Below are 22,902 nucleotides of genomic sequence, written 5' to 3'. Positions count from 1 at the left end.
GCCGCCTCGTTTCAGCTTTCACTCTATACTTTTGGCTAACGGCCTGTTATCGGGGTTGCCGAATTGTCATCAGGCTGTGTCATCGTCGCTTATTTCGTCATTTGAAAGGGATCTCGCTTATGGAATTATCCGCCCCACTCATGTTGGTGCTTATCGGCCTGGCGTCGCTGCTTGCGCAGTGGCTGGCCTGGTTGCTGCGCCTGCCGGCCATCTTGCCGCTGCTGCTGTTCGGCATCGTGCTCGGCCCGACGGTGCATCTGGTGCAGCCGGATCTGCTGTTCGGCGATCTGCTGTTTCCGCTGGTGTCGCTGTCGGTGGCGATCATCCTGTTCGAAGGGGCGCTAACGCTGCGTTTCGAGGAGATACGCGGCCTCGGCGGCGTAGTGCGCAACCTGGTCACCGTCGGCATGCTGGTCACCTTTCTGGTCATCAGCCTCGCCAGCTGGTGGCTGCTGGATTTCCCGCCGGAGCTGGCGGCGTTGATCGGCGCGGTGACGGTGGTGACCGGGCCGACGGTGATCGCCCCGCTGATGCGCGTGGTGCGACCGAACGCCAACATTAACCAGGTGCTGCGCTGGGAAGGGATCGTCATCGATCCGGTCGGCGCCATCTTCACCCTGCTGGTGTTCGAGTTCATCGTGCTGAAGCAGAATGCGGAATCCTATACCCACCTGTTTTGGACGCTGGGCGTGACCGCCGCCGTCGGCCTGATCGCCGGCGCGCTGTTCGGTTACCTGCTCGGCCTGGCGCTGCGCCGCGTCTGGCTGCCGCGCTACCTGCAGAACCTGGCGGTGCTGGCGATCATGCTGACCGCCTTCGGCGTTTCCAACGCCATCGCCGACGAATCCGGTTTGCTGACCGTCACGGTGATGGGCATCTGGCTGGCCAACATGCGCGACGTGGACACCAGCGATATTCTGGCGTTCAAAGAGGAGCTGTCGGCGATCCTGATCTCGGCGCTGTTCATCATTCTGGCGGCGCGGCTCGACATCCAGGCGCTGTGGAACATGGGCTGGCCGCTGCTCCTGCTGCTGCTGGCGGTGCAGTTCATCGCCCGGCCGCTGTGCATCGCTGTGTCGACCTGGCGCTCTTCCCTGCACTGGCGCGATCGGCTGCTGCTGTGCTGGATCGCCCCGCGCGGCATCGTCGCCGCGGCGGTCAGCTCGCTGTTCGCGCTGACGCTGCAGCGCAGTGGCTATCAGGGCGCCGACCGGCTGGTGACCGTGGTGTTCGCCATCATCATCGGCACCGTGGTGTTGCAAAGCCTGACCAGCGGCATGATGGCGCGCTGGCTGCGGGTGCAGCAGCAGAAACCGCGCGGCGTGCTGATCGTCGGCGCCAACAGCGTAGCGCGCATGCTGGCGCAGGCGCTGATCAAGCTGAACGTGCCGGTGATCGTCACCGACAGCAGCTGGGAATACTACCGTCAGGCGCGCATGGACGGCATTCCGGCCTACTATGGCCACGCCTACTCCGAACACGCCGAGAACTATCTTGACCTGAGCAATATCGCCCAGGTGCTGGCGCTGTCGCCCAATCGTCACCAAAACGCGCTGGCCGTCTATCACTTCGGCCACCTCTTCGGCGAGGATCACGTGTTCGCCATTCGCTCGGGGGCGCCGTTGAAAGGACGCGGCGCCAGCGCGGAAAGTTCGCGTTTCCGCCGGCACGAAATTTTATTTAATCAGGAAGCCACCTACGGCCGTCTGAGCAGCCTGCTCGCCAGGGGGGCCACCATCAAAGCGACCAAATTGAACGAAAATTTCGGTTGGCTGGAGTATTTGGAGAAACATCAGGGCGTTATTCCGTTATTCAGCCAAAAGGAAGACGGTTCTCTGCAACCGATTGGCGCCGGTTCCACGCCTGCGATGCCCTGTACGCTTATCGCGCTGGTGCAAGATGAAAATCCCTCACCGTCTGTACGTTGACAGAATGACGATAACCGGCTATTCCTAACAGCCTACTTGCGCACCCGGTGCGCAAGCCAGAAGAGGCGCGTCGCCCAGGTAGAGTGTCAGAGGAGCCGTTTCTCCGTTGACGGCACCCGAGGGGGAGCGACGCCGAGGTAGGGTAATGGCCGGCCATTATCGTATCGACTACAGGGGCTGAATCCCCTGGGTTGTCACCAGGGGATCGCCCGCAGGGCGATCGACAAGGTGGGGCGCTTCTGGGTGTATCGTAGCCTGACCTCTACGCCTGCCCCCTGTTTACCGCTCTCCCCTTGTGCCAAGGCTATGGAATTACAGTGCCCCCAAACGGGCATCCCTGACACGAGGTTTCTACATGAACCAAGCAGTACCCCAGAATTCCACCGTGGTAGCCAAGTTCGGCGGCACCAGCGTCGCCGACTTTGAAGCCATGAACCGCAGCGCCGACGTCGTGCTGGCCAACCCGCAGGTCCGCCTGGTGGTGTTGTCCGCCTCGGCGGGCGTCACCAACCTGTTGGTCGCCCTGGCCGAAGGTTGCGAGGCCGACAAGCGCAACTACCAGCTTGATGAAATTCGTCGCATCCAATACGCCATCCTCGATCGCCTCGCGGCGCCTGCGGTGATCCGCGACGAGATAGACCGCCTGCTGGAAAACATCGCCATGCTGTCGGAGGCCGCGTCGCTGGCCACCTCGACGGCGTTGACCGACGAGCTGGTCAGCCATGGGGAACTGATGTCCACCCTGCTGTTCGTTGAAATCCTGCGCGCCCGCAACGTGCAGGCCGAATGGTTCGACGTGCGTAAAGTGATGCGCACCGACGATCACTTCGGCCGCGCCGTGCCGGACAGCGCCGCGCTCAGCGAACTGGCGCAGGCGCAGTTGCAGCCGCGTCTGCAGGAAGCGTTGGTGGTCACCCAGGGCTTTATCGGCAGCGAACCGAAAGGCCGCACCACCACGCTCGGCCGCGGCGGCAGCGACTATACCGCCGCGCTGCTCGGCGAAGCGCTCGGCGTCGGCCGGGTGGATATCTGGACCGACGTGCCGGGCATCTACACCACCGATCCGCGCGTGGTGCCGGCAGCCAAGCGCATCGATAAAATCGGTTTCGAAGAGGCGGCGGAAATGGCCACCTTCGGCGCCAAAGTGCTGCATCCGGCCACCCTGCTGCCGGCAGTGCGCAGCGACATTCCGGTGTTCGTCGGCTCCAGCAAGGATCCGGCGGCCGGCGGCACGCTGGTGTGCAACACCACCGAGAACCCGCCGCTGTTCCGCGCGCTGGCGCTGCGCCGCAAGCAAACGCTGCTGACGCTGCACAGCCTGAACATGCTGCACGCGCGCGGCTTCCTGGCCGAGGTGTTCAACATTCTGGCGCGCCACAATATCTCCGTCGATCTGATCACCACTTCGGAAGTCAGCATCGCCCTGACCATGGACACCACCGGCGCCACCTCCGTCGGCGGCAGCCTGCTGACCACCTCGCTGTTGACCGAGCTGTCGTCGCTGTGCCGGGTGGAAGTGGAAGAAAACCTGGCGCTGGTGGCGATCATCGGCAACCAGCTGTCGCGGGCCTGCGGCGTGGGCAAAGAGGTGTTCGGCGTGCTCGATCCGTTCAACATCCGCCTGATCTGCTACGGCGCCAGCAGCTATAACCTGTGCTTCCTGGTGCCGGGCGAAGAAGCCGAGCAGGTGGTGCGCACCCTGCACCACAATCTGTTCGAATAAGTCATTATCCCTGATTGCGGGCGCAGCATGCTGCGCCCCTGCGTCTAAAAAAATCCGTTCAAAACCGGCAGAGGTTCAGCTTGTTGAACCCGCAATAAAAACACAACCACATCCACCGTTCTCAATCTGGCTAAGGAAAACCTGCATGCTGGCACTACTCACGCGCTTATTCCCCCTGTGGGCGATACTGCTGTCCGTCGCCGCCTATTACACGCCGAGCACCTTTACCGGCATCGGCCCCTACGTCAGCCCGCTGCTGATGCTGATCATGTTCGCCATGGGCGTCACGCTGCGGCTCGACGACTTCAAACGCGTGCTGGCGCGCCCCGGCCCGGTGGCGGCAGGCATCTTCCTGCATTATCTGATCATGCCGCTGGCGGCCTGGATCCTGGCGATGCTGTTCCGCATGCCGCCGGATCTGTCCGCCGGCATGGTGCTGGTGGGCAGCGTGGCCAGCGGCACCGCGTCCAACGTGATGATCTACCTGGCCAAAGGAGACGTGGCGCTGTCGGTGACCATCTCGGCGGTCTCGACGCTGGTGGGGGTGTTCGCCACGCCGCTGCTGACCCGCCTGTACGTCGACGCCGAAATCAGCGTCGATATCATGGGCATGCTGCTCAGCATCCTGCAGATCGTGGTGATCCCGATCGGCCTGGGTCTGATCGTCCACCATACCCTGACCAAAACGGTGAAGCGCATTGAGCCGCTGCTGCCGGCGCTGTCGATGGTGTGCATCCTGGCGATCATCAGCGCGGTGGTGGCGGGTAGCCAAAGCCACATCGCCTCGGTCGGCCTGGTGGTGATCGTCGCGGTGATCCTGCACAACGGCATCGGTCTGTTGAGCGGCTACTGGGGCGGCAAGCTGTTCGGCTTCGACGAATCCACCTGCCGCACGCTGGCGATTGAAGTCGGCATGCAGAACTCCGGGCTGGCGGCCACGCTGGGCAAAATCTACTTCTCGCCGCTGGCCGCGCTGCCGGGCGCGCTGTTCTCGGTCTGGCACAATCTCTCCGGCTCGCTGCTGGCGGGTTATTGGTCCGGACGCCCCATCAAGAAAAAATAAGCCGCCTGCGGGGACGCAAACATTTGCGTCCCCGTTCTTCTCTGCGAAATTTCGTATTTCCCACTGGTCGGATTGTCATAATCCCCCCCATCCTCTATCATCCGTGAAAAATAAAAATTCAGATTCTTCCTATCCATGCCGATAATGTTGGCAAGGGGGAGAGATGCTCCACTTTTTTTAATTAATTAAGTCACCAGGGTTGCCCGCCAAAATAGAAGCAGCCTAATTATTATTTAGATCTATACCCACCGTCTTATTTGCTGCGGCAAATCGAGATACCTCGCAATGTGCATGTCGCTCATTATTTCGGGCCGGCCGTCGGTCGCCCGTGGTTAACCTCATGGATTGGGCTGGCTGCCCCGGCAGCCTCTCATAATGGATTACAATGATAAAAAAAATCACCGCCTTGATGCTGCTGGTCAGCACGGCCCTTTCCGCTGAAACCCTGCCGGATTCCCACATGATGCGGGATATGTCGATGGGGGAATCACGCCGCGCGCTGCAAGACAGCACGCGTGAAGTCAACCAGCTGATTGAACAGCGCCGCTATCAGCAACTGAAGCAACAGCGCCTGCTGGCGGAACCGGAACCGGCCGCGCCCGCCCTGCCGCAATCCGCGCAGTGCCTGCCGATCGCCGGCGTTTACCTGCAAGGCATTACTCTGCTCTCGCCGGCCGATTTGTCGGCCCTGAGCGCGCTGCCGGAAAACTGCATCAGCAGCAACGATATCAATCGCCTGACCCGCGAATTAACGCGCCTTTATGTGCAAAAAGGCTATATCACCGCACGCGTGCAAATTGTTCGCCCTAATTCGCAGGGGGAATTGGGGCTAAGCGTGACCGAAGGATTTATCGAGAAAATAGAAGGCGGCGATCGCTGGGTCAACAGCCGATTATTATTTCCTGGGCTGGAAGGCAAGCCGCTGAAATTAACCGAACTCGATCAAGGATTGGATCAGGCCAACCGTTTGCAATCGAATACCACCAAGCTGGATATATTACCCGGCCGCCAGGTTGGCGGTTCGGTCATTCGTTTGCGCAATCAGCACGCCAAGCCCTGGCTGATTACCGCCGGCACGGATAATTACGGCCAGAAAAGCACCGGCCAGTGGCTGGCGCGCGCCACCGCCACGCTGGACAGCCCGTTCGGCCTGTCGGACTTCGTCAGCCTGAACGCCAACAGCACGCTGGAAAACCCGGCTCACCGCTACAATCGCGCCTACACCCTGCTCTATTCGCTGCCGTACGGCGCGTTCACCTTCAGCGGGTTCGCCAGCTTCTCGTCCTATGAGAACCACCAGCAGCTGCCGCACAACGTGGTCAAACTGCACGGTCAGACCCAACAGTACGGGCTGCGCAGCGACTACGTGTTTTATCGCGACCACGATCAGATAGACAGCCTGAGCGGCCAGTTGACCTACAAGCGCATCGACAACTACTTCGAAAGCGTGCGTCTTGAGGTCAGCAGCCCAACGCTGACCCTGGCCGAGCTGAGCGCCAGCCATCTGCAAATTCTGCCCCATGGCGTGTTCAGCGCCAACCTCAGCGTCGAGCAGGGCCTGCCCTGGCTGGGCGCCGATCGCCACCCGAGTTCGGTGCACCTCGACAGCCAGTTCACCAAGGGCAAGCTGTTCGCCAACCTGAGCCAGCGCCTCAAGCTGGGTGATGCCACCTATCAGCTCAACAACCTGTTCTACGGCCAATACAGCCGCGACCCGCTGCCCGGCGTGGAGTGGCTTAGCCTTACCGATCGCAGCGCCGTGCGCGGCTTCAGCCGCAGCACCCAGTCCGGCGACAACGGCTGGTATCTGCAGAACACGCTGTCGCGCAGCTTCAATTTAGGCGCCGCCACGCTGACGCCGCGCCTTGGCGCCGACGTTGGCCGCATTCTGCCGCGTCAGGACAACTCGGGCTGGCGCAGCAGCGCCGGGGTGAGCAGCGGTGCCACGTTACGCTACCGGCAGGCGCTGGTCGATCTGGAGGTCAGCCGCGGCTGGATTTTGTCGAACCACGCCACGCCTGAAGATCCCGTTCAGGTGCTGGCGCGCTTTTCTTACACCTTTTAATCAGCAGTTTTGCAGGATCCCACGGCAATATACGGAGAGACATGGATGAAAAATAATAACTTCAGACTTTCGGCGGCAGGCAAACTGGCCGCCGCGCTGGCGATAATTCTCGCCGCTTCCGCCGGCGCCTACGCCGCAGAGATCGTCGCGGCCAACGGCGCCAACGGCCCCGGCGTCTCCACCGCAGCCACCGGCGCGCAGGTGGTCGATATCGTCGCGCCGAACGGCAACGGGCTGTCGCACAACCAATATCAGGACTTCAACGTCAACCAGCCCGGCGCGGTGCTGAACAACTCCCGCGAGGCGGGGCTGTCGCAGTTGGCCGGCCAACTGGGCGCCAACCCCAATCTGGGCGGACGCGAAGCCAGCGTGATCCTCAATGAAGTGATCGGCCGCAATCCGTCGCTACTGCATGGCCAGCAAGAGATCTTCGGCATGGCTGCCGACTACGTGCTGGCCAACCCGAACGGCATCAGCTGTCAGGGCTGCGGGTTCATCAATACCAGCCATTCCTCACTGGTGGTCGGCAACCCGCTGGTGGAAAACGGCGTGCTGCAGGGTTACAGCACCTTCGGTAACCGCAACACCCTGAGCCTCAATGGCACCCTGAACGCCGGCGGCGTACTGGATCTGATCGCGCCGAAGATCGACAGCCGCGGCGAAGTGATCGTGCAAGATTTCAAACATTCGAATGGTAAAGTGACCTCGGCGACGATCAACGCCATCAGCGGCCTTAACCGCGTGGCGCGCGACGGCACGGTGCAGGCCAGCCAACAGATGCCGACCGCGCTGGACAGCTACTACCTCGGCAGCATGCAGGCCGGGCGCATCAACATCATCAACACCGCGCAGGGCAGCGGCGTGAAGCTGGCCGGCAAGCTGACCGCCGGCGACGAGCTCAAGGTGAAAGCCTATGATATCCGCAGCGAAAGCCGCGTCGACGACGCCAGCAGCAACAAAAACGGCGGCGATAACTATCAAAATTACCGTGGCGGCATCTACGTCAACGATCGCAGCAGCAGCCAGAAGCTGACCCGCACCGAGCTGAAAGGCAAAAACATCAGCCTGGTGGCGGATAACCACGCGCATCTCACCGCCACCGATATCCGCGGCGAAGACGTCACGCTGCAGGGCGGCAAACTCACGCTCGACGGCCAGCAGTTGAAGCAGACGCAAGGCCATACCGACGATCGCTGGTTCTACTCCTGGCAATACGACGTCACCCGCGAGCGCGAACAGCTGCAGCAGGCAGGTAGCACCGTCGCCGCCAGCGGTAGCGCCAAACTCATCAGCACCCAGGAAGACGTGACGCTGCTGGGCGCCAACGTCAGCGCCGACCGCGCGCTGAGCGTCAAAGCGGCGCGCGACGTACACCTTGCCGGGCTGGTGGAGAAGGATAAATCCAGCGAGCGCGGCTACCAGCGCAACCACACCTCCAGCCTGCGCACCGGCAGATGGAGCAGCAGCGACGAAAGCGAGAGCCTGAAGGCCAGCGAACTGCGCAGCCAGGGCGAACTGACGTTGAAAGGCGGTCGCAATGTCTCGACTCAGGGCGCGAAGGTCCACGCCCAGCGCGATCTGACGATCGACGCAGACAACCAGATCCAGATCGGGGTGCAGAAAACCGCCAACGCCAAAGCGGTGCGCGATGACAAAACCTCCTGGGGCGGCATCGGCGGCGGCGACAACAAAAACAACAGTAATCGCCGCGAAGTCAGCCACGCTTCCGAATTGACCAGCGGCGGCACCCTGCGCCTGAACGGCCAGCAGGGCGTCACTATTACCGGCAGCAAGGCGCGCGGCCAGAAAGGCGGCGAAGTCACCGCCACCCACGGCGGCCTGCGCATCGACAACGCGCTGAGCACCACCGTGGACAAAATCGACGCGCGCACCGGCACCGTGTTCAACATCACCAGCAGCTCGCACAAGGCCGACAACAGCTACCAGAGCAGCACCGCCAGCGAGCTGAAGTCCGACACCAACCTGACGCTGGTCAGCCGCAAGGATGCTGACGTGATCGGCAGCCAGGTCGCCAGCGGCGGTGAGCTGAGCGTCGAGTCGAAGGCTGGCAACATCAACGTCAAGGCCGCCGAGCAGCAGCAGAACATCGACGAGCAGAAGACCGCGCTCACCGTTAACGGCTACGCCAAAGAAGCCGGCGACAAGCAATACCGCGCCGGTTTGCGCATCGAGCACACCAGCGACAGCGAGAAAACCACCCGCACCGAGAACAGCGCCTCAGGCCTCAGCGGCGGCAGCGTGAAGCTCAAGGCGGAGAAGGACGTGACCTTCAGCGGTTCTCAATTGGTGGCCGACAAAGGCGACGCCAGCGTCAGCGGCAACAAGGTTTCGTTCCTGGCGGCCGACGACAAAACGACCTCAAACACCGAGCAAACCAAGATCGGCGGCGGTTTCTATTACACCGGCGGCATCGACAAACTCGGCAGCGGCGTTGAGGCTGGCTACGAGAACAGCAAAACCCAGACGCAAAGCAGCAAGGCCGTCACCTCCGGCAGCGACGTCAAAGGCAACCTGACTGTCAACGCCCGCGACAAGCTGACCCAGCAAGGCGCGCAGCACAGCGTCGGCGGCGCCTATCGAGAGAACGCCACCGGCGTCGATCACCTGGCGGCCACCAACAGCAACAGCAGCACCACCCACAAGACCGACGTCGGCGTGAACATCGGCGCCAACGTCGATTACAGCGCCGTCACGCGTCCGGTCGAGCGTGCGGTCGGCAAAGCGACCAAGCTGGACGCCACCGGCGTCATCAATGATATCGGCGGCATCGGCGCGCCTAACGTCGGCCTGGATATCGGCGCACAGGGCGGCAGCAGCGAAAAACACAGCAGCAGCTCGCAGGCAGTGGTCAGCTCGGTGAAAGCCGGCAGCATCGACATCAATGCCAAAGGCGAAGTGCGCGATCAGGGCACGCAGTACCAGGCGAGCAAAGGCGCGGTCAACCTGACGGCGGATAGCCACCGCAGCGAAGCCGCAGCAAACCGTCAGGACGAGCAGAGCCGCGACACCCGCGGCAGCGCCGGCGTGCGCGTCTACACCACCACCGGCAGCGATCTGACCGTGGACGCCAAGGGCGAAGGCGGCACCCAGCGCAGCAACAGCAGCGCCAGCCAGGCGGTGACCGGCTCGATCGACGCGGCCAACGGCATCAACGTCAACGTGAAAAAAGACGCGGTCTATCAAGGTACCGCGCTGAACGGCGGCAGCGGTAAAACCGCCGTCAATGCCGGTGGCGATATCCGCTTCGATCAGGCCAGCGACAAACAGAGCGAGAACCACAGCGGCTTTAATGTCAAAGCGTCCGCCAAAGGCGGTTTCACCGCCGACAGCAAAAACTTCGGCGCCGGTTTCGGCGGCGGCACCAACAACGGTGAAAGCAGCAGCAGCACGGCGCAGGTCGGCAACGTCAGCGGCCAGGGCGTGGAGCTGAAGGCGGGCCGCGATCTGACTCTGCAGGGCACCAACGTCAAGAGCCAGGGCGACGTCAGCCTGAACGCGGGCAACAAGGTCGCGCTGCAGGCGGCGGAATCGACCCAAACGCGTAAGGAAAGCAAGCTGTCCGGCAATATCGATCTGGGCGCCGGCAGCAGCGACAGCAAGGAAAAAACCGGCGGCAGCCTCTCCGCCGGCGGCGCCTTTGACATCGCCAAGGTCAATGAGTCCGCGACCGAGCGCCAGGGCGCCACTATCGCCTCAGACGGCAAGGTCACCCTGTCCGCCAACGGCAAAGGCGATGACGCGCTGCATCTGCAGGGGGCCAAAGTCAGCGGCGGCAGCGCCGCGATCGAGGCGAAAAACGGCGGCATCCTGCTAGAGTCCGCCAAAAACGAGCAGCATAAAGACAACTGGAATCTGGGCATCAAAGCCAACGCCAGAGGCGGCCAAACATTCAACAAGGACGCCGGCGGCAAGATCGATCCGAACACCGGCAAAGACACCCATACGCTGGGGGCCGGTCTGAAGGTCGGCGTGGAACAGCAGGATAAAACCACCCACGCCAACGCCGGCATCACCGCAGGCGACGTGGCGATCAACAGCGGCAAGGACACCCGTCTCGCCGGCGCGCGCGTCGATGCCGACAGCGTCCAGGGCAAGGTGGGCGGCGATCTGCGCATTGAAAGCCGCAAAGACGTTGAGACAGGCGTGAAGGTGGATGTGGATGCCGGCCTGAGCCACAGCAACGATCTGGGCAGCAGCGTCACCTCCAAGCTGTCGAAGGTGGGCACGCCGCGCTACGCCGGTAAGGTGAAAGAGAAACTGGAGGCCGGGGTAAACAAAGTGGCCGACGCCACCACCGACAAATACAACAGCGTGGCGCGTCGCCTCGATCCGCAGCAGGACACCACCGGCGCGGTCAGCTTCAGCAAGGCCGACGGCAAAGTCACGCTGCCGGCAACGCCGGCCGGCGAAAAACCGCAAGGCCCACTGTGGGATCGCGGCGCACGCACCGTCGGCGGCGCGGTGAAAGACAGCATCACCGGTCCGGCCGGTCGCCAGGGGCACCTCAAGGTCAATGCCGACGTGGTGAACAACAACGCGGTTGGCGAGCAGTCGGCGATTACCGGCAAGCACGGCGTGGCGCTGCAGGTCGGCGGCCAAACCCAACTGACCGGCGGCGAGATCCGCAGCCAGCAGGGCAAGGTGGAACTGGGCGGCGGCAAGGTCAGCCAGCAGGACGTCAGCGGCCAGCGCTATCAGGGCGGCGGCCGCGTCGATGCGGCCGCCACGATCGGCGGGCTGTTAGGCGGCGCGGCGAAGCAAAGCGTCGACGGCAACGTGCCGTTCGCCAGCGGCCATGCTTCAACTCAGCAAGCGGACGCCAAAGCCGGGGTGTTCAGCGGCAAATAACGCGCCCCAACGCAACGCCCCCGGTTAAAACCGGGGGCGTTTTTTTTACAGCGTGCTCGGGGTGTCTTCCCAGTCGCGATCGTCGTCTTTCGCATCCTGATCCAATACGTTGTAGGCCACAGCGCAGAACAGCGAGTTCAGGCGCTTCATGTCCCCCAACAATCCCAAATGCAACGAACTGGTCTCGATGCTCTGCACGTTTTGCTGGTGCAAACGATCGACGTGCGCGTGCGCGTAGCGACGATCCAGAATGCGGAAACGGTGCTTGGAACGGCGCAGGCGCTTGGCGCTGGTGACGTCGCCGGACAGGAACACCGACAGCCCCAAGCGCAGATTGCCGATCAGCCGTTCGTGCAGCCCGTCCAGCTCCGCCAACCCTTCCGCCGAGAAGGCGCGGCGCGCGGCGTGCGACTTGGCGCCCACATCGCCGGCCATGCGCTCGATGATGTCGCCCGCCTGTTCCAGGTTGAGCGCCATTTCGATGATCTCCGCCCAGCGGCGCGAGTCTTCCTCGCCCAAGTCTTCCTTCTGGATCTGCGCCAGATACAGCTTGATGGCGGTGTACAGCACGTCGACGTCATCGTCGAGGCGCCGCACCTCTTTATCGACCCCCTGCTTACCGTGCAGCACCTCACGTTGCAGGATCATCATGTGTTCCACCACGTCGCCCATGCGCAGCGTTTCGCGCGCCGCGTTGGCCAACGCCAGCGTCGGCGTGTCCAGCGCGCTGGCGTCCAGATGGCGCGGCCGCATGCGCGGATCGTCGGCCGCTTCGTCGACGATCAGCCGTTCGCACAGCGTCGCCATCGGCCCGGCCAGCGGGATCATCACCAGGCAGCGGATCAGGTTGTAGAACACGTGGAAATAGATCACCAGCTCTTCGCTGCCGCCCGGCAGTTGAGCCATCAAATCCGCCAGATAGGAGACGAACGGCAGCACCAGTATGCAGCCCACCAGCTTGAACAGCAGGCTGCCGAGCGCCACGCGCCGCCCCGCGGCGTTCTGGCCGCTGGCGTTGATCATCGCCAGCAGACCGCTGCCGAGGTTGGCGCCGATCACCAGACAGAGCGCCACCTTCAGCGAAATCACGCCGGATGCGGTCAGGGTGGCGGTCAGCAGCACCGCCGCCAGGCTGGAATAGCTGACGATGGCGAACAGCGCGCCGGTCAGGGCATCCAGCATCACGTCGCCGGTCAGCGACGAGAACAGCACTTTCACCCCGGCCGCCTGGGTGATCGGCGTGGCGGCGGCGACGATCAGCTCCAGCGCCAGCACGATCAGCCCAAGGCCGATCAGGACGCGCCCGATCTGGCCGATCCGCATCTGTTTGCGGCTGAGGAACAGGAAGACGCCGACCAGGATCAGCAGCGGCGACAGCCAGGAAAGATCGAAGGTCAGCACGCGCGCCATCAGCGCGGTGCCGACGTCGGCGCCCAGCATGATCACCAGCGCAGGCGCCAGCCCCACCAGCCCCTGAGCGACGAAAGAGGTCACCAGCAGCGCGGTGGCGTTGCTGCTTTGCACCAGCGCGGTCACGCCGATGCCGGAAACGAACGCCAGCGGTTTTTTCTCAACGCTGTCGCTCAACACGCGCCGCAGATTGGCGCCGTAAACCCGCATGATCCCGGTGCGCACGATGTGGGTGCCCCACACCAACAGCGCCACGGACGAAAGCAGGTGAAGAAGGGTCAGCACGGAAGATACGCTCCATTAACGCCCGGCCAAAGGAGGCTGATACCCGATGTTTGTCACGCGACGCACAGAGGCGAGCCAAAGGATGACGGATACAGCGCGCGGTCCCGCCTGCCGGGCGTGGGTCTGGCAGGACAGCGGGCGGGCGGCAGACCGCAGAAGAGAAGGGTTAATGCGGCGGCGGGAAGGCCCCGGCGCCGCGCTGCGAAGTCATGCAACTTCCCGCAATACAACAGGTTCCAAGTGTAGCCCAATTTCCGCGCCGTCGGGCCGCAGGTCGGCCACCGAACGGTTGAGCACGTCAACCAGCAATTCTACCTCGCAAACCTGAATCCGATACCGTACCACATTCCCGAGCAAACTGTGACCCAGGATCACCCCGCCGATCCCCTGTCCGGCCGGCAACAGGCCGATCGATTCGGGGCGGATCGCCACCTTGCCGACATAGCTGCGCCCGGTCAAGCGGCCGGCCTGTTCGGCGCTCAGCAGGTTGTAGTTGCCGATAAACCCGGCGGCGAAGGCATCCGCCGGCTGGGTATACAGGGTTTCCGCATCGCCGCTCTGCACGATCTGCCCCTTGTTCATCAGCACGATGCGATCCGACAGGGTCAGCGCCTCTTCCTGATCGTGGGTGACGAAGATCGCCGTCAGGTTCAGCTCGCGCTGAATGCGCCGGATCTGCTCGCGCAGGTGTTTGCGAATACGCGCATCCAGCGCCGACAGCGGTTCGTCGAGCAGCAGCAGACGCGGGCGAGTGACCAGCGATCGCGCCAACGCCACGCGCTGGCACTGCCCGCCCGACAGCTGATGCGGATAGCGCTTCGCCAGATCGCTCAACTCCACCAGCGCCAGCGCCTCCTGCACCCGCTGGCCGATCTGTCCGGCCGCCAGCTTCTGCATTTTCAGTCCAAAGGCCACGTTGCCTTCCACCGTCATATTGGGAAACAGCGCATAACTTTGGAACACCATGCCGATGCCGCGCTTTTGCGGCGCCAGCGGCACCAGATCCTGGCCCTGCAGCAAAATTTGCCCGCTGTCGACCGGGGTCAGACCGGCCAGACAGCGCAGCAGCGTCGATTTGCCGCAGCCGCTTGGCCCCAGCAGGGTGACGAACTCCCCCTCTTCGGCGGTGAAATCGATATCCTGAAACACCTGGGTCTGGCCATAGTGTTTGTTCAGGCGGGTGACGTTGAGATAAGCCATCGGGTTAGCCCTTGTTTTTATTCAGCAGGTTCGCCAGCCAGGTGACGAGCAGCACCACGGCGAAATAGGAGATGACCAGCGCGCTGGTAAAGTGCCCGCTGCCGTTGCGCATATTGAACAGATAGACCTGCAGCGTTTCATACTGGCTGCCCACCAGCAGGTTGGCGAACACGAACTCGCCGATCAGGAACGAAAACGACAGCAACACGGCGATCGTTCCGCCCTTGCGCAGGTTCGGCAGCACCACCCAAAGCGCCGCCTGCCAAGTGCTGGCGCCGAGCAGGTGCGCGGCGTCCATCAGATCGCGCAGGTTGATCGCCTGCATGTTGTTGCTGATGGCGCGGTAGATAAACGGCAGCGCGATGGTGAAATAGCAGCCCACCAAAATCCAGGGGGTGCCGAGCAGCGGCAGCGGATCGGCGGCGAACAGCTGCATCAGCCCCACCGCCGACACCACCGGCGGCACGGCGAACGGCAGCAGGATCAGCACGTTCATCACCGCGTCAAGCCTAGGGAAGTAGTAAGCGATTACAAACATCGCCGGCAGGATCACCACCACCGACAGCAGCAACGTGCCAAAGCAGATCAGCAGCGAGTGCCACAGCGCCAGCAAAAAGCGCGAATCGCTCCACAGCGCCGTCAGCCACTTCAGGGTAAAACCGTCCGGCAAAATGGTGGCGCCCCACTGGGTGGCCAGCGCGTAAACCAGCGTCGCCGCCAGCGGCAGCAGCAGAATCAACAGCAGCAGGCCGGTCACCGTGCGGTGGTACAGGCGTTCAACACGCGACATGAGCATTCTCCATCCGATTATGAGCGCGCATTGAGGTAGCTCCTGCGCAGCATCCATTGGTGGATCACCGTGATAAACGCCATCATCGCCACCAGCAGCATCGCCAGCGCGCTGGCCAGGTTCGGATCGAGGGAGATGTCCCCCGCCACCAACGCCGAGATGCGGATCGGGATCACGTTGAAGTTGCCGGTGGTCAGCGCGTACACCGTGGCGTAGGCGCCCAGCGCGTTGGCCAGCAGGATGACGAAGGTGCCCATCAGCGCCGGCGCCAACACCGGCAGGCCGATATGCCGCCAGTAGCGCCAGGGGCCGGCGCCGAGCAGCGCCGCCGACTCGCGCCAATCGGCGCGCAGAGCATCGAACGCCGGATAGAGCAACAGCACGCCCAACGGGATCTGGAAGTAGGTATACAGCACGATCAGGCCGCTCTTCGAATAGAGGTTGAAGCTCTCCATCAAACCGTATTTGCGCAGCAGCAGCGTCAGGCAGCCGTTCAACCCCAGCAGAATGACGAAGGCGAACGCCAGCGGCACCCCGGCGAAGTTGCTGGTCATGTTGGTGAACGACATCACGAAGTCATGAAAGCGGGTCTGGCCGAGCTGGCGAAGTGAGTAACTGCCCACTAATGCAATCAGCAAGCCGTAGACGCTCGACCACAGCGAGATCTCCAGCGAGAACTGAAAGGCCTGCAGGTAGAACGGCGACGTGAGGATATCGACATAGTTGCCCCATCCCCAGCCGCCGCTCTCGCTGAAAAAGCTGTGAACCGCGATCCACACCAGCGGGGCGATCTGAAACGCGCCGAACAGCACGATAAACGGCAGCAGGCACAGCGCGGCGATCCATTTGGTTTTGCTGTTCATCGCGCATCCTGCGCCAGCAGCGCCCGGCAGCGCGGCTTGTCGTGCGGCGCCTGCAGCAGATCGCAGATCGTGCCGCACAGCTCGGTTTGCTGCGGATCGGCGTCGTCCAGGCTGAAACCCGCGCCGAACACGAACAGCGGCACCTGGCGCTCTTCCGGCAACACCCCGCCGTGGCTGCGATCGTCGTTCATGCCGTGGTCGGCGGTGACCAGCACCTGATAACCGGCCGTCAGCCACTCGGGCAGGTAGCGCGACAGCGAGCCGTCGGCGCGCCGCGCCGCGTTGCGGTACTGCGGCGAAGAGAGGCCGAAGCGGTGCCCGGCGTCGTCGATGTTCATCGGGTGGATCAGCAGGAAATCCGGCTGATGACGCTGGCGCAGGCTTTCGGCGTCGTCGAACAGATGGCTGTCGGGATAGCCGTCATCGTAATAGAAATGGCCGTGCTGAATCGGCAGTTCGGGAGCGTCGGTGTGGCGGTCGCGCGCGGCGTCGAACGGCGTGCGGTTATACAATTCGCTGAACCAATGATACGCGGCGGCGGCGGTGGTCAGCCCGGCGGCGCGCGCGTAATGAAACACGCTTTGTTGATGGGAAAGGCGCGAGACGTGGTTGTGTACCACGCCGCTCTCCACCGGCGTGACGCCGGTGAGGATGCATTCATACAGCGGCCGGGAGAGCGAGGGCAACTCGCTCTCCAACAGGTACAACCGCCCGCGTCCCGCCGCGCATTCGGCCTGCAGATACCCCATGGCGTCGTGCGCCACCCGGTAGTTGAGGCCGTCCAGCAGCACGAGGATCGTTTTCATGGTGCGTTAACTCACTGCTGCATAAACATAATGACGTTTTCCTGCCACAAACGCGGCAGCGCTTTGGCGCTCTGTTCCCAGGCCGCCGGATCGGCGATCGGGTGCGCATTCTTGTATTGCTCGGCCGGCAGCAGCTTGGCCTTGACGTCGTCCGGCAGCGTCAGATGTTCGGCGCGGATCGGGCGGGCATAGCCGCGCGCCAGGTTGATCTGGCCGGCGTCGGAGAAGATGTATTCGCGCGCCAGCTTGGCGGCGTTCGGGTGCTTGGCGTATTTATTGATGATGGTGGTGTAGCCGGAGGTGATCGAGCCGTCCGACGGGATCAGCACTTCAAAGCGGGTTTTGTCGATCTGATCGCGGTAGTTCAGGCCGTTGAAGTCCCACACCACGCCAACCTGCACTTCCCCTTTCTCCAGCGATGCGATCACCGGGTTACTCAGGCTCAGGCGGCCGGCCTTGGCCAGCTTGCCGAAGAATTCCAGGCCCGGCTTGAGGTTTTTCTCGTTGCCGCCCATGGCGTAGGTGGCCGCCAGCACGCCGCTGGCCGCCTGCGACGCGGTACCGACGTCGCCGATGGTGACCTGATAGCTGCCCTTGAGCAGATCGGCCCAGCTGTGCGGGATGTCTTTCACCTGCTGCTTGTTGATGATGAAGGCGATGGTGCCGGTGTAAGCCAGCGCCCAGTGGCCGTCTTTGTCTTTCGCCCACTCCGGCACCTGATCCCAGGTAGACGGTTTGTACGGCTGCGTTACGCCCTTCTGCACCGCCACCGGGCCGAAGGCCGCGCCGACGTCACCGATGTCCGCCGTGGCGTTGTTCTTTTCCGCATCGAATTTGGCGATCTCCTGCGCGGAGCTCATGTCGGTATCGACATGTTTCAGGCCGTACTTGCTCAACAGATCTTGCCAGGTGCCTTTCCAGTTGGCCCAGCTGTCCGGCATGCCGACGCTGTTGACTTCGCCTTCTTTCTTCGCGGCCTGCTCCAGCGCCGCCAGATCGGTATCCGCGGCCCAGCTCATCTGGCTGGATAACACGATGGCACTGGTTAACACAGAAGCGCACAAACGTTTCATAACTGATGCTCCAGGTGGTAGTGTGGGGATGGCTGGACTAGTCCAGCAAGGACCAAACCAATCTAACGGACGAATGTGATAATTATATGTCAGCTTAAAAAAGCGACAGTTTTATCACCCATTGCAACGGCGAAAACGCGACGCTGGTCTACCTTAAGGAAGGCCAAACGCACTGAAACGGGACACCCGCTGTATGAGTGAAGCACCGACGACCGTCGCCACCATCTGCCAAACGCTAAGCGCCCGCATCACCGCCGGCGAGTTCGCCGCGGGCGGCAAGCTGCCCTCCGAACGCGCCCTGAGCGAGCAATTCGCCACCACCCGCATTACCTTGCAGGAGGCGCTCGGCCAGTTGGAGGCGCAGGGCGTCATCTACCGCCAGGTGCGGCGCGGCTGGTTCATCTCGCCGCCACGTTTGATCTACAACCCGCTGCAGCGCAGCCATTTTCACGCCATGGCGCAGCAGCAGGGGCGCGCCGCGCATACCGAAGCGATCGACAGTGCGGTCGTCACGCTCGACGCGCCGCTGGCCGGCCGCCTGGCGCTGCCTCCTGGCGCGCAGGCCTATCGCATTCGCCGGCTGCGCTACATCGACGGGCGCGCGGTGCTGTACTGCGAGCACTACCTCAATCCGGCCTATTTCCCCGGCATTCTGGACGAAGATCTGACCCAGTCGCTGACCGCGCTGTACGCCGCGCGCTACGGCATTCACTACGGCCGGGTGCGTTTCGACATGCTGCCCACCCTGCTGCCGCAGCAGGCCGCCGCCATGCTGAAGGTGACCTACGGCAGCCCGGCGCTGTTCATTACGCGGGTGAATCGCGATCAGCACGACAGGGTGATCGATTGTGACCTGGAGTATTGGCGGTACGACGCGCTGCACATCGATGTGGAAGCGCTGTAAATGACAAGGGCGCATCGCTGCGCCCTTAAAGAGGAAAGTCAGTCGGCGTCGTAGCCGAGGTTTGGCGCCAGCCAGCGCTCGACCTCGCTCACGCTCATCCCTTTACGCGCCGCGTAGTCTTCCACCTGATCGCGCTGGATCTGCGCTACCGCGAAGTACTTGCTCTCGGGGTGGCTGAAGTACCAGCCGGACACCGCCGCCCCCGGCCACATGGCGAAGGACTCCGTCAGTTCCATGCCGGTGTGGCGGTTGACGTCCAACAGCTGCCAGATGGTCGCTTTTTCGGTGTGCTCCGGGCAGGCCGGGTAGCCCGGCGCCGGCCGGATGCCCTGATAGTTTTCCCGGATCAGCTCCTCGTTGCTCAGGCTCTCGTCGGCGGCATAGCCCCAGTGCAGCTTGCGCACCTGTTCGTGCAGGTATTCGGCAAAAGCCTCCGCCAAACGATCCGCCAGCGCCTTGACCATGATTTTGTTGTAATCGTCGTGCTGCGCGTCGTACGCCGCCGCCAGCGCGTCTTCCTCCAGCCCGCCGGTCACCGCGAAGGCGCCGAAGTAGTCGGCTTTGCCGCTGCTTTTCGGCGCCACAAAGTCCGCCAGGCAGTAGTTCGGGAAGTCGGTTTTTTCCGTCTGTTGCCGCAGGTGGCGGCTCACCGCCAGCACCTCGTCACGCCGTTCGTCGCGGTATACCTCCACGTCGTCGCCGACGCGGTTGGCCGGGAACAGGCCGTAAACGCCGCGCGGGTTGAGGCTGCGCTCGGCGGCCAACCGATCCAGCATCTGATTGGCGTCATGGAACAGGCGCTTGGCCTCTTCCCCCACCACCTCATCCTCGAGGATGCGCGGGTATTTGCCCGCCAGCGACCAGGTCATGAAGAACGGCGTCCAGTCGATATAGTGGCGCAGCGTCTCGATGCCGGCCACCACCGGGAACACGCCCAATTGCCGTGGCGCCGGCGGCTGATAATCGGCCCAATCCAGCGCCATAGCGTTGGCGCGCGCCTTGTGCAGATCGACCGGCGGCGTACGCGGCTTTTTGCGCGCGTGCTGAATGCGCACCGTTTCATACTCTTTGCGGGTGCGCGCCACAAACTCGTCGCGCAGGGAGGCGGACAGCAGCGCCGACACCACGCCCACGGTGCGCGAAGCGTTTTGCACGTAGGTGGTCGGGCCGCTGTAGTTCTGCTCGATTTTCACCGCGGTGTGCGCCTTGGAGGTGGTGGCGCCGCCGATCAGCAGCGGCAGCGTAAAGCCCTGGCGCTCCATCTCTTTGGCCACGTTGACCATCTCGTCGAGCGACGGCGTGATCAGCCCCGACAGGCCGATGATGTCGACATTCTCCTCGCGCGCGGTGCGCAGGATTTTCTCCGTCGGCACCATCACGCCAAGATCGACGATTTCATAGTTGTTGCACTGCAGCACCACGCCGACGATGTTCTTGCCGATGTCGTGCACGTCGCCCTTCACCGTCGCCAACAGGATTTTCCCCGCGGAGGTGCCCTGCTGCTTGCTGGCCTCGATGTACGGTTCCAGGTAGGCCACCGCCTGCTTCATCACGCGGGCGGATTTCACCACCTGCGGCAGGAACATCTTGCCCTCGCCGAACAGATCGCCGACCACGTTCATCCCCGCCATCAGCGGCCCCTCGATCACTTCGATCGGGCGTTCGGCCTGCTGCCGCGCTTCTTCGGTATCCAGCTCGATAAACTCGGTGATGCCCTTCACCAGCGAATATTCCAGCCGCTTCTCCACCGGCCAGCCGCGCCATTCCGCCTGCTGTACCGCCGCTTCGCCGTCTTTGCTGCCGCGGTACTTTTCCGCCAGTTCCAGCAGGCGTTCGGTGCCATCCTCGCGACGGTTGAGGATCACGTCTTCTACCGCCTCGCGCAGCTCGCCAGGCAGATCGTCGTAAATCGCCAGCTGCCCGGCGTTGACGATGCCCATGTCCATGCCGTTGCGAATGGCGTGATACAGGAACACCGCGTGGATTGCTTCACGCACCGGATCGTTGCCGCGGAACGAGAACGACACGTTGGACACCCCGCCGGAGATCATCGCGTGCGGCAGGTGGGTTTTGATGTCGGCGCAGGCTTCGATAAAGTCGACGGCGTAGTTGTTGTGCTCTTCGATGCCGGTGGCGACGGCGAAGATGTTCGGGTCGAAAATGATGTCTTCCGGCGGGAAACCGACGCGTTCGGTCAAAATTTTATAGGCGCGGCGACAGATCTCAAACTTGCGCTCGCGGGTGTCCGCCTGGCCCACTTCGTCGAACGCCATCACCACCACCGCGGCGCCATAGCGGCGCACCAGCCGAGCGTGGTGGATAAAGGCCTCTTCGCCCTCCTTCATCGAGATCGAGTTGACGATACCCTTGCCCTGAATGCACTTCAGGCCTTTCTCGATAACGGACCACTTGGAGGAGTCGATCATGATCGGCACCCGGGCGATATCCGGCTCGCCGGCGATCAGGTTGAGGAAGCGCACCATCGCCGCTTCGGCGTCGAGCATCCCCTCGTCCATGTTGATGTCGATGATCTGCGCGCCGCTCTCGACCTGCTGACGCGCCACGTCGAGCGCCTCGTTGTATTTCTCTTCTTTGATCAAGCGTTTGAAACGCGCCGAACCGGTGACGTTGGTGCGCTCGCCGACGTTGACGAACAGGGTGTTGGCGTCGATGGTCAGCGGTTCCAGACCGGCCAGGCGGCAGGCGACCGGGATCTCCGGCAGCCGGCGCGGCGGCACGCCCTCGACCGCCTTGGCCATCGCGGCGATATGTTCCGGCGTGGTGCCGCAGCAACCGCCGATGATATTGAGGAAGCCGGCCTGCGCCCACTCCCCGACCTGGTGCGCCATCTCGGCCGCATCCAGATCGTACTCGCCGAAGGCGTTCGGCAAACCGGCGTTCGGGTGTGCGGTGACGTAGGTCTCCGAGATGCGCGCCAGCTCGGCGACGTACTGACGCAGCTCATCCGGCCCCAGAGCGCAGTTAAGGCCGAAGGTCAGCGGCTTGACGTGGCGCAGCGAATTGTAAAACGCTTCGGTGGTCTGGCCGGACAGGGTGCGGCCGGAGGCGTCGGTGATGGTGCCGGAAATCATGATCGGCAGTTCCACCCCCAGCGCTTCGAATTCGGTTTCCACCGCAAAAGCGGCGGCCTTGGCGTTGAGGGTGTCGAAGATGGTTTCGATCATGATCAGATCGACGCCGCCCTCCACCAGCGCGCGGGTCGATTCGCGGTAAGCCGCCACCAGTTCGTCGAACGAGATGTTGCGGAACGCCGGATCGTTGACGTTCGGCGAGATGGACGCGGTGCGGTTGGTCGGCCCCAACACCCCGGCGACGTAGCGCGGTTTTTCCGGCGTGCGCGCCGTCCATTCGTCGGCGCAGACGCGCGCCAGGCAGGCGGCCTGATAGTTAATCTCGGCGGACAGCGACTCCATATGGTAGTCGGCCATGGCGATGGGGGTGGCGTTGAAGGTATTGGTTTCAAGGATATCGGCGCCCGCCTCGAGGTAGGCGTAATGAATGGCGGTGATCACTTCCGGCTTGGTCAGCACCAGCAGATCGTTATTGCCTTTCAGATCGCTGCGCCAGTCGGCGAAACGCTCACCGCGGAAATCGCGCTCATCCAGACGGTAGCTCTGGATCATGGTGCCCATGCCGCCGTCCAACACCAAAATGCGCTGCGCTAACTGGCGGCGCAGTTGTTCTACTCGATTCGTCACTGTAACCCCTTCCATTGCCATCCAGCCCATTGCTCAACTGCCGCAAAAACCAACGAGTCATCCTAGCACAGCTTGTAAGGACAAAGGGCCAGGCGACAATTGAGAGTTTTTCAGGTTGTGCGCCAACACCTCCGATGAGCTGACGGCGGCTTGCAATTCATCGGCAAAAAACGAAAATGAATTCCATCATACGGAAAAAGGAAT

The 22,902-nt window shown here is 62.9% G+C and carries 13 protein-coding genes and 1 riboswitch; of the genes, 6 read left to right on the top strand and 7 right to left on the bottom strand.

Annotation, left to right across the window (positions count from 1 at the left end; genetic code table 11):
- Positions 1 to 119 precede the first annotated feature (119 nt).
- From J9788_RS24225 to J9788_RS24205, 5 genes are all read left to right on the top strand, one after another.
- Positions 120 to 1,928 carry a sodium:proton antiporter gene (locus J9788_RS24225; RefSeq protein ID WP_004936687.1) on the top strand — a complete coding sequence of 603 codons (1,809 nt, stop codon included), beginning with the start codon at positions 120 to 122 and terminating at the stop codon, positions 1,926 to 1,928.
- Positions 1,929 to 1,980: 52 nt separating this feature from the next.
- Positions 1,981 to 2,175: riboswitch (Lysine riboswitch) on the top strand.
- A 108-nt stretch (positions 2,176 to 2,283) separates the two neighbouring features.
- Positions 2,284 to 3,651 carry a lysine-sensitive aspartokinase 3 gene (gene lysC, locus J9788_RS24220; RefSeq protein WP_046897180.1) on the top strand — a complete coding sequence of 456 codons (1,368 nt, stop codon included), beginning with the start codon at positions 2,284 to 2,286 and terminating at the stop codon, positions 3,649 to 3,651.
- A gap of 145 nt (positions 3,652 to 3,796) precedes the next feature.
- The gene (gene panS / locus J9788_RS24215; protein WP_094143450.1) at positions 3,797 to 4,714 is read left to right on the top strand and encodes a ketopantoate/pantoate/pantothenate transporter PanS; all 918 of its coding nucleotides are present in this window, start codon (positions 3,797 to 3,799) and stop codon (positions 4,712 to 4,714) included.
- A 385-nt stretch (positions 4,715 to 5,099) separates the two neighbouring features.
- A complete protein-coding gene (locus J9788_RS24210; RefSeq protein WP_033651202.1) occupies positions 5,100 to 6,779 on the top strand; it encodes a ShlB/FhaC/HecB family hemolysin secretion/activation protein in 1,680 nt (559 codons plus the stop codon).
- A gap of 45 nt (positions 6,780 to 6,824) precedes the next feature.
- Positions 6,825 to 11,648 (top strand): hemagglutinin repeat-containing protein, encoded by a 4,824-nt coding sequence (locus J9788_RS24205; RefSeq protein ID WP_182265776.1) that lies wholly within the window; start codon positions 6,825 to 6,827, stop codon positions 11,646 to 11,648.
- A gap of 45 nt (positions 11,649 to 11,693) precedes the next feature.
- On the opposite strand, the gene J9788_RS24200 is transcribed toward J9788_RS24205, so the two are convergent.
- The 6 genes from J9788_RS24200 to J9788_RS24175 form a co-directional block, all read right to left on the bottom strand.
- Positions 11,694 to 13,343: a Na/Pi cotransporter family protein gene (locus tag J9788_RS24200; protein WP_033644385.1), complete on the bottom strand. Its 1,650-nt coding sequence runs from the start codon at positions 13,341 to 13,343 to the stop codon at positions 11,694 to 11,696.
- A gap of 207 nt (positions 13,344 to 13,550) precedes the next feature.
- On the bottom strand, positions 13,551 to 14,543 hold the full coding sequence (locus tag J9788_RS24195) for an ABC transporter ATP-binding protein (RefSeq protein ID WP_033651200.1): 993 nt from the start codon (positions 14,541 to 14,543) through the stop codon (positions 13,551 to 13,553).
- Positions 14,544 to 14,547: 4 nt separating this feature from the next.
- Positions 14,548 to 15,333 carry an ABC transporter permease gene (locus tag J9788_RS24190; RefSeq protein ID WP_046897177.1) on the bottom strand — a complete coding sequence of 262 codons (786 nt, stop codon included), beginning with the start codon at positions 15,331 to 15,333 and terminating at the stop codon, positions 14,548 to 14,550.
- Positions 15,334 to 15,350: 17 nt separating this feature from the next.
- On the bottom strand, positions 15,351 to 16,196 hold the full coding sequence (locus tag J9788_RS24185; RefSeq protein WP_099784424.1) for an ABC transporter permease subunit: 846 nt from the start codon (positions 16,194 to 16,196) through the stop codon (positions 15,351 to 15,353).
- Entirely contained in the window at positions 16,193 to 17,002 is an 810-nt protein-coding gene (locus tag J9788_RS24180) for an alkaline phosphatase family protein (RefSeq protein WP_046897175.1), read from the bottom strand. The genes J9788_RS24185 and J9788_RS24180 overlap by 4 nt, the downstream gene beginning before the upstream one ends.
- An 11-nt stretch (positions 17,003 to 17,013) precedes the next feature.
- Positions 17,014 to 18,075: an ABC transporter substrate-binding protein gene (locus J9788_RS24175; RefSeq protein WP_033631954.1), complete on the bottom strand. Its 1,062-nt coding sequence runs from the start codon at positions 18,073 to 18,075 to the stop codon at positions 17,014 to 17,016.
- Positions 18,076 to 18,268: 193 nt separating this feature from the next.
- Here J9788_RS24175 and J9788_RS24170 point away from each other — a divergent pair, with 193 nt between their 5' ends.
- On the top strand, positions 18,269 to 18,979 hold the full coding sequence (locus tag J9788_RS24170) for a UTRA domain-containing protein (RefSeq protein ID WP_015379250.1): 711 nt from the start codon (positions 18,269 to 18,271) through the stop codon (positions 18,977 to 18,979).
- Positions 18,980 to 19,017: 38 nt separating this feature from the next.
- Here the strand turns inward: J9788_RS24170 and metH are convergent, their stop codons facing one another.
- Positions 19,018 to 22,713: a methionine synthase gene (metH, locus tag J9788_RS24165; protein WP_182265775.1), complete on the bottom strand. Its 3,696-nt coding sequence runs from the start codon at positions 22,711 to 22,713 to the stop codon at positions 19,018 to 19,020.
- Positions 22,714 to 22,902: the final 189 nt, after the last annotated feature.

Source organism: Serratia sp. X10, assembly GCF_017811775.1.
Taxonomy (GTDB): domain Bacteria; phylum Pseudomonadota; class Gammaproteobacteria; order Enterobacterales; family Enterobacteriaceae; genus Serratia; species Serratia ureilytica.
The sequence above is the reverse complement of the archived record's forward strand: the minus strand, read 5'-3'. Positions and strand labels throughout refer to the sequence as shown.

What these genes read in the sequence shown, in the direction of transcription:
- lysC (WP_046897180.1), top strand. Translation starts at nt 2,284, where the DNA reads ATGAACCAAGCAGTACCCCAGAATTCCACCGTGGTAGCCAAGTTCGGC.
- panS (WP_094143450.1), top strand. Translation starts at nt 3,797, where the DNA reads ATGCTGGCACTACTCACGCGCTTATTCCCCCTGTGGGCGATACTGCTG.
- J9788_RS24195 (WP_033651200.1), bottom strand. Translation starts at nt 14,543, where the DNA reads ATGGCTTATCTCAACGTCACCCGCCTGAACAAACACTATGGCCAGACC.
- J9788_RS24190 (WP_046897177.1), bottom strand. Translation starts at nt 15,333, where the DNA reads ATGTCGCGTGTTGAACGCCTGTACCACCGCACGGTGACCGGCCTGCTG.
- J9788_RS24205 (WP_182265776.1), top strand. Translation starts at nt 6,825, where the DNA reads ATGAAAAATAATAACTTCAGACTTTCGGCGGCAGGCAAACTGGCCGCC.
- J9788_RS24185 (WP_099784424.1), bottom strand. Translation starts at nt 16,196, where the DNA reads ATGAACAGCAAAACCAAATGGATCGCCGCGCTGTGCCTGCTGCCGTTT.
- J9788_RS24225 (WP_004936687.1), top strand. Translation starts at nt 120, where the DNA reads ATGGAATTATCCGCCCCACTCATGTTGGTGCTTATCGGCCTGGCGTCG.
- J9788_RS24175 (WP_033631954.1), bottom strand. Translation starts at nt 18,075, where the DNA reads ATGAAACGTTTGTGCGCTTCTGTGTTAACCAGTGCCATCGTGTTATCC.
- J9788_RS24210 (WP_033651202.1), top strand. Translation starts at nt 5,100, where the DNA reads ATGATAAAAAAAATCACCGCCTTGATGCTGCTGGTCAGCACGGCCCTT.
- J9788_RS24170 (WP_015379250.1), top strand. Translation starts at nt 18,269, where the DNA reads ATGAGTGAAGCACCGACGACCGTCGCCACCATCTGCCAAACGCTAAGC.
- metH (WP_182265775.1), bottom strand. Translation starts at nt 22,713, where the DNA reads ATGGAAGGGGTTACAGTGACGAATCGAGTAGAACAACTGCGCCGCCAG.
- J9788_RS24180 (WP_046897175.1), bottom strand. Translation starts at nt 17,002, where the DNA reads ATGAAAACGATCCTCGTGCTGCTGGACGGCCTCAACTACCGGGTGGCG.